4 protein-coding genes are annotated in these 5257 nt (G+C 60.8%); all 4 read right to left on the bottom strand.

What is annotated here, in order from left to right; translation table 11 throughout:
- Positions 1–73 precede the first annotated feature (73 nt).
- Positions 74–670, bottom strand: coding sequence for a biliverdin-producing heme oxygenase (locus tag QMX86_RS27220; RefSeq protein ID WP_282387501.1), 597 nt, complete (start codon positions 668–670; stop codon positions 74–76).
- 110 nt (positions 671–780) lie between these two features.
- A complete protein-coding gene (locus QMX86_RS27215) occupies positions 781–3366 on the bottom strand; it encodes a TonB-dependent receptor (RefSeq protein WP_282387499.1) in 2586 nt (861 codons plus the stop codon).
- Between the two features lie 122 nt (positions 3367–3488).
- Positions 3489–4454: a FecR domain-containing protein gene (locus tag QMX86_RS27210; RefSeq protein WP_024014066.1), complete on the bottom strand. Its 966-nt coding sequence runs from the start codon at positions 4452–4454 to the stop codon at positions 3489–3491.
- A gap of 115 nt (positions 4455–4569) precedes the next feature.
- Positions 4570–5097, bottom strand: coding sequence for an RNA polymerase sigma factor (locus QMX86_RS27205; protein ID WP_282387498.1), 528 nt, complete (start codon positions 5095–5097; stop codon positions 4570–4572).
- Positions 5098–5257: the final 160 nt, after the last annotated feature.

The following is a 5257-nucleotide window of genomic DNA, read 5'->3' as shown; positions in this document are numbered from 1 at the left end:
ATCAGGCACATTGATGTTGAATGTGCTGCCGTCTTCGCGAGCAGGCTCGCTCCCACAAGTGATAAGAGTTGCTTCAGGCCACTTCGGCTTCTATGGCATAAGCCCGTTCCAGCAGCACGGTAAAGCGATTGAACGCATCCAGTGCACCTTGCTCAACTTCCGCCTCTTCCTCTGCCGTGAACGGCAACGCATCGAGGGTGCGCACAAAGCTTTTCCAGCCCTCGGCGCGACCACCTTGCGGTTCAGCCAGATGCCGGGCACCGAAGGTTTCGCTCAACTCCAGCGCCACCGCGCGCTTGATCAGGAACGCCGCGCCGAGCTTGGAACCCTCGGAAACAAAGATCCAGCCCAGCGCCCGCGCCTTGCTCGGGTTTTTAAGCGCGCCGGCCACCGGCGCCGGGACTTCGGTGTCGAGGTCGGCGAGGTCAGCCTTGGCCGCTTGGGCGCGGCAACGGGCTGGCAGATCCGGGACGATCGCGGTCAGTTCGGCATCGTTGTACAGCTCGACCAGTTCCGCCTGGAACAGGTATTGCGCGACGACGAAACGGGCGAAGCTGGCGCGGGTTTCGAATGGTGCGTGGGCTTTGACCAGGGCATCGAGTTTGCTGTGCGGCTCATGGGTGATCTGGTTCAGGCGTTGCGAACGCAGGGTTTTTTCCGAGGCAGTCATGGGGTGTCCTTGATAAATGAGGCGCTTGATAACAAGACGTACGGGCGGGCGGCGGACAGTAAAAAAACCTCACTGCGCGGCGAGAACACGCGCAGTGAGGGCCGGCGGGATCAGATGTCCCAGATCAGGTTGATCGCGAAGTTGCGTCCCGGTTGGGTCAGCCGATCAAGGTTGGCCGGTTGCGTCACCGACGCTTCGCCGACGCTGTCGTAACCGCGCACGTCATCCCACAGCCAGTACTTCTTGTCGGTCAGGTTGTAGACGCCGCCGCTGACGGTGACGTCGTCGGTCACCTTGTAATAGCCGGCCAGATCGAGAATGCCGAAGCCCGGGGTCTTGAACTGACTGCTGACGCCGTCCGGCGATTTGAAATTGCTGTCGTCGACGCGGTCCTTTTTCTTCACCACGGTCCAGCTCAGCAGACCGCCATAGTTGTCCTGGTCGTAACCGAGACCGAACACGCCGGTGAGCGGGTTGACGCTGTTGATCGGCTCGCCGCTGTCGTTGTTGCGCCCGTAGGCGTAGGCGATCGAGCCTTGGGTATACAGGCCTTGCGGCGCGCCGAACGCATCCAGGTTCAAGCGACCTTTGACTTCCGCACCCTTGATCGTGGCGCGCTTGATGTTGTTGCTCTGGAAGGTCAACTGATCGTCGCCCGGCTTGACCGCGTCCTCGTTGATGAAGTCGCGGTACTTGTTATAAAACACCGCGACGTCGAACGAACCCTGCTCGAAATTCCCGCGCAGGCCGGTTTCGAAACCTTTGCTCTTTTCCGGCTCGAGGTCGGAGTTGGGCGCCACGGTGTAGCCGGTGGTGTTGTTCTCGAAACGCCCGTACAGGGCTTTCGCCGTCGGCGTGCGGAAGCCTTCGGCGTACTGGCCGTACCAGGTGTAGTTGTCCGTCAGTGCATAGGTCAGGCCGAATTTTGGCGAGACTTTGTGCCAGGTCTTGTTCTTGTCGCTGACCGTGCCCTGGCCGTCGGCATTCACGGTGTTGAGGAATTCCTCGGTGATGTGCGGCTTGAGCTGGGTGTAGTCGTAGCGCAGGCCCGGCAGGAAGGTCCAGTCGTTCCAGCTGATCTGATCCTGGGCGAACAGGCTGTAGGTGTTGATGGTCGGATCGGGGAAATCAGAGGCCTTGGCCAGCACGTCCGCCGCACTGGTCGCGCCAATCGCCGTGCAGCCGCGACCGACGGCCACGCAGGTGCCGTCGCCGCTGCGTGAACCGGTGACTTTCTGCTGTTTGATCGTGGTGCCGTAAGTCAGCAGGTGATCGGTGTCACCGATGGCGAAAGCCTTGTCCAGTTGGGCATCGAAAACCCACTGTTTTTCTTCGTAGATCGTGTCGCGGGTACGCAGCACTTTACGAGTGATCGGGTAGTACAACTCCTCGGTGCTCTGGTCGGTCTTGGCGATCTGGTGATTGAGGCTCCACTTGACGTTATCGGCGAGCAGACTGTCGAGGGCGAACGCGTGTTCGATGCCGAAACGCTCGCGGGTGATGGTGTCGTTACCGGTGCGCCACTGGTACATGCCGCCGGGCAGGATGCTGCTCGGAATGGTCGGCGCGCCGTTGACGTACGGGCCGCCGTAGGCACTTTTCTGGTCGGTGTCGCGATCGTCCTTGTACTTTTCGTAGGTCAGGCCCAGGCGGGAATCGTCGTTGTAGTTCCAGCCGAGCTTGGCCAGGACGTTGGTCGCGCGCACGTCTTCCGGGTTGGCGGCGGTGCGCGCAAGGCCGGTGCCGTTGTTGCCGCCGAAGGACTCGGTTTCGTGTCCGTCGCGCTGGCTGTAATGCAGCAAGCCGTCGAACTCACCGCTGCGCCCGGCGACGGTGGCGGACTTCAGCCAGCTGTCATCAGCGGAGCTGTAACCGCTTTTCAGACGCGCGCCGACGTCCTTGCCCGGTTTGATGATGTCGTCGGCGTCCAGCGTGTAATAGCTGACCGCGCCGCCGATGGCGTTGCTGCCGTACAGCACCGAGGCCGGGCCACGGAGGATTTCCACGCGTTTGACGATTTCCGGGTCGACGTAGTTGCGCTGGCTCTTGGCATACGGGCCGTTGAAGAAACCGTTAGGGATCTCCACGCCATCGACTTGAGTCAGGATGCGGTCGCCGTCGATACCGCGAATGTTGTAGCCGCTGATGCCGCCACGCTGACCGGCACCGCCAACGGAAACGCCCGGTTCGTAGCGCACCAGATCCTTGATGGTGTTGACGTTGTTGCGGTCAAGCGCTTGGCGATCATGCACGCTGACCGTTGAGGGCACGCTGTTGACCGACTGTTCCTGGCGAGTGGCGCTGATGGTCACCTGATCGAGATTGAGCGTGCCGCTGCTGTTGCGTTTTTCCAGCACGACATTGTTGTTGCTCAGCTTGCGAAAGCTCAGGTTGGTCCCCACCAACAGGCGCTCGAGGGCTTTCTCCGGCGGCAGCGAACCGCGCACGCCCGGCGACGACACGTTCTGCCCCAACTCGGCCGGCAAACCGACCTGCCAACCGGTCACGGCGGTAAAGGCATTCAATGCCGAAACCAGTGGTTGCTGGCCGATGGCGAACGCGTAATCGCCCATGTTGCGCGTCGGTTGCTCGGCGGCCGCCAGCAGCGGTGCGGTGCCAGCCATGAGGATGGCCGCAGTCAGCAGCGACAGTACGCGGGAAGGGGAAGCAGTCTGGCGGGTAAGGCGTGAGGACATCGATAGCGCTCCGTGTCGCACGAATCTTTATAGGTGCTGATCGGCATGGTTAGATGCGAATCAATTGCATTGGCTATAACGAGACGTACTGCCATTGGCTATCGAGTAAAAATAATTCTCATTCAGTTCAGAATCACCAGCGCAGGGAATTCCTGCAGGCGCGCCGAGGTGATGTGGGCGAGGGAGCGGACCACGTCGAGCGGCTGGTCGAGACGGTAATTGCCGGTGACGGCGACGTCGGCCAGTTGCTCGTTGTTGTTGATGATCCAGCCCGGATAGTAGCGGCGCAGCTCGGCCAGCACCTGATTCAGCGGGCAGTTCTCGAACACCAGACGGCCTTCAACCCAGGCCAGATCGGCATTGGCGTCGAGCTTGGCCGGGCGATCAAATCCGTTGGGGCCGATGCGAATGCTTTCCCCGGCGCGCAGGCGCACCCGGGCATCGTTGTGGGTGGCGCGCAGATCGACATCGCCACGTTGCACATTCACTTGCGCGACCCCGTCGAGGTAGCGCACGGCGAATGCGGTGTCGTGGACGCTGGCCGTTACCGGACCTGCGTCGATCTCCAGCGGCTGATTGCGCCCGCTGGCGATCTCGAAAAACGCCTCGCCCTGAAACAGCCGGGCCACGCGCTGTTGATCGTTGATGGTGCTGGAAAACGCCGAGTTGGTATTGAGCAGGACCTTCGAGCCGTCCTCCAGTTGCAGCCGCTGACGCTCGCCAACCACGGTGAGGTGATCCGCTTGAATGCGCATCGGCAGGTTGCTGAAACTGAACAGCCCGAGGATCAGCACCGCAGCGGTAGCCAGCGGTTTCCAGTGCGGGCGCAAGCGTTTGAGAAAAGTGATTTTTACCGGTTTTGCTGCCAGAGCCTCGGCGCACAGTGCGACTTGCGGGCCGTCCCAGATCGCCTGGGCCTTGGCGAACGCCTCGGCATTCAACGGATCAGCCGCCAGCCAGGCATGAAATTGCCGGGTCTGTTCCTCATCCGGGCTGCCGAGCACGATGAGCCAGTCCAGCGCCTGGTCCATTGCAGCTGCAGCGTCCCGCGCCGAATCGGGCGAAGGCGAGCGGTGGGTGTCCGTCACGGTGGTTCCTCAGGGCTTCTGGCGAAGCAGTTTCTAGCTTCAAGCTGCAAGCTGCAAGCTGCAAGCTGCAAGCCGGATGCAATACTGCTTTTTGTTTTTACTTGTAGCTTGCAGCTCAAAACTTGCCGCTGCCGTTATGTCGTTCGGCAATGCCGATGCAGATCGACATGATCAGTTTCAGTTCCTTCTGCACGGTGCTCAGCGAAACATCAAGTTCATCAGCGATTTCCTGATAGCTGTGCCCGTGCAAACGGCTGAGGATGAAGATCTGCTGCTGGCGCGGGCTGAGTTGGCTGAGGCTCACGTTCAAACGCTCCAGCAATTGTTCGGCATGGGCGGCGTCTTCGGCGCTGCTGGCCGGCGCGGCGACGCTCTGCACTACCTCTTGAGGTACATCGTCGACCATGGTCCGCGCATGAATCTTGCGCGCGCGCAAATGATCCAGCGCCAGATTGCGCGCGGTCTGGAAGACAAAGGGTTCAAGGTGATCGATGGCCCGTTCGCTCAACGCCCGGGTCACGCGCAGGTAGGTCTCCTGCAACAGGTCTTCAGCGGTGCTGTGATTGTTGACCATCCGTTCCAGCGTGCGCAGCAGGGAAGTGCGCTGGGCGAGGAAGACGTGGTTGAAGCGCGATTGACTCACGGGAGGACCTGATCCATTTCGAGCGAATGATAATGCTTATCATCCAGCTGAATGGTCAAGTGCTGATTTCAAATTGAAATCGGATCTCCTGTGGGAGCGAGCCTGCTCGCGAAGGCATCGTGTCAGTCAGCTCCATATTGACTGACAGATAGCTTTCGCG

This window comes from Pseudomonas sp. PS01270, assembly GCF_029959775.1.
Taxonomy (GTDB): domain Bacteria; phylum Pseudomonadota; class Gammaproteobacteria; order Pseudomonadales; family Pseudomonadaceae; genus Aquipseudomonas; species Aquipseudomonas atacamensis.
The sequence above is the reverse complement of the archived record's forward strand: the minus strand, read 5'-3'. Positions and strand labels throughout refer to the sequence as shown.

Excerpts from the sequence above, each read along its gene's own strand:
- QMX86_RS27215 (WP_282387499.1), bottom strand. The coding sequence starts at position 3,366 with ATGTCCTCACGCCTTACCCGCCAGACTGCTTCCCCTTCCCGCGTACTG.
- QMX86_RS27220 (WP_282387501.1), bottom strand. The coding sequence starts at position 670 with ATGACTGCCTCGGAAAAAACCCTGCGTTCGCAACGCCTGAACCAGATC.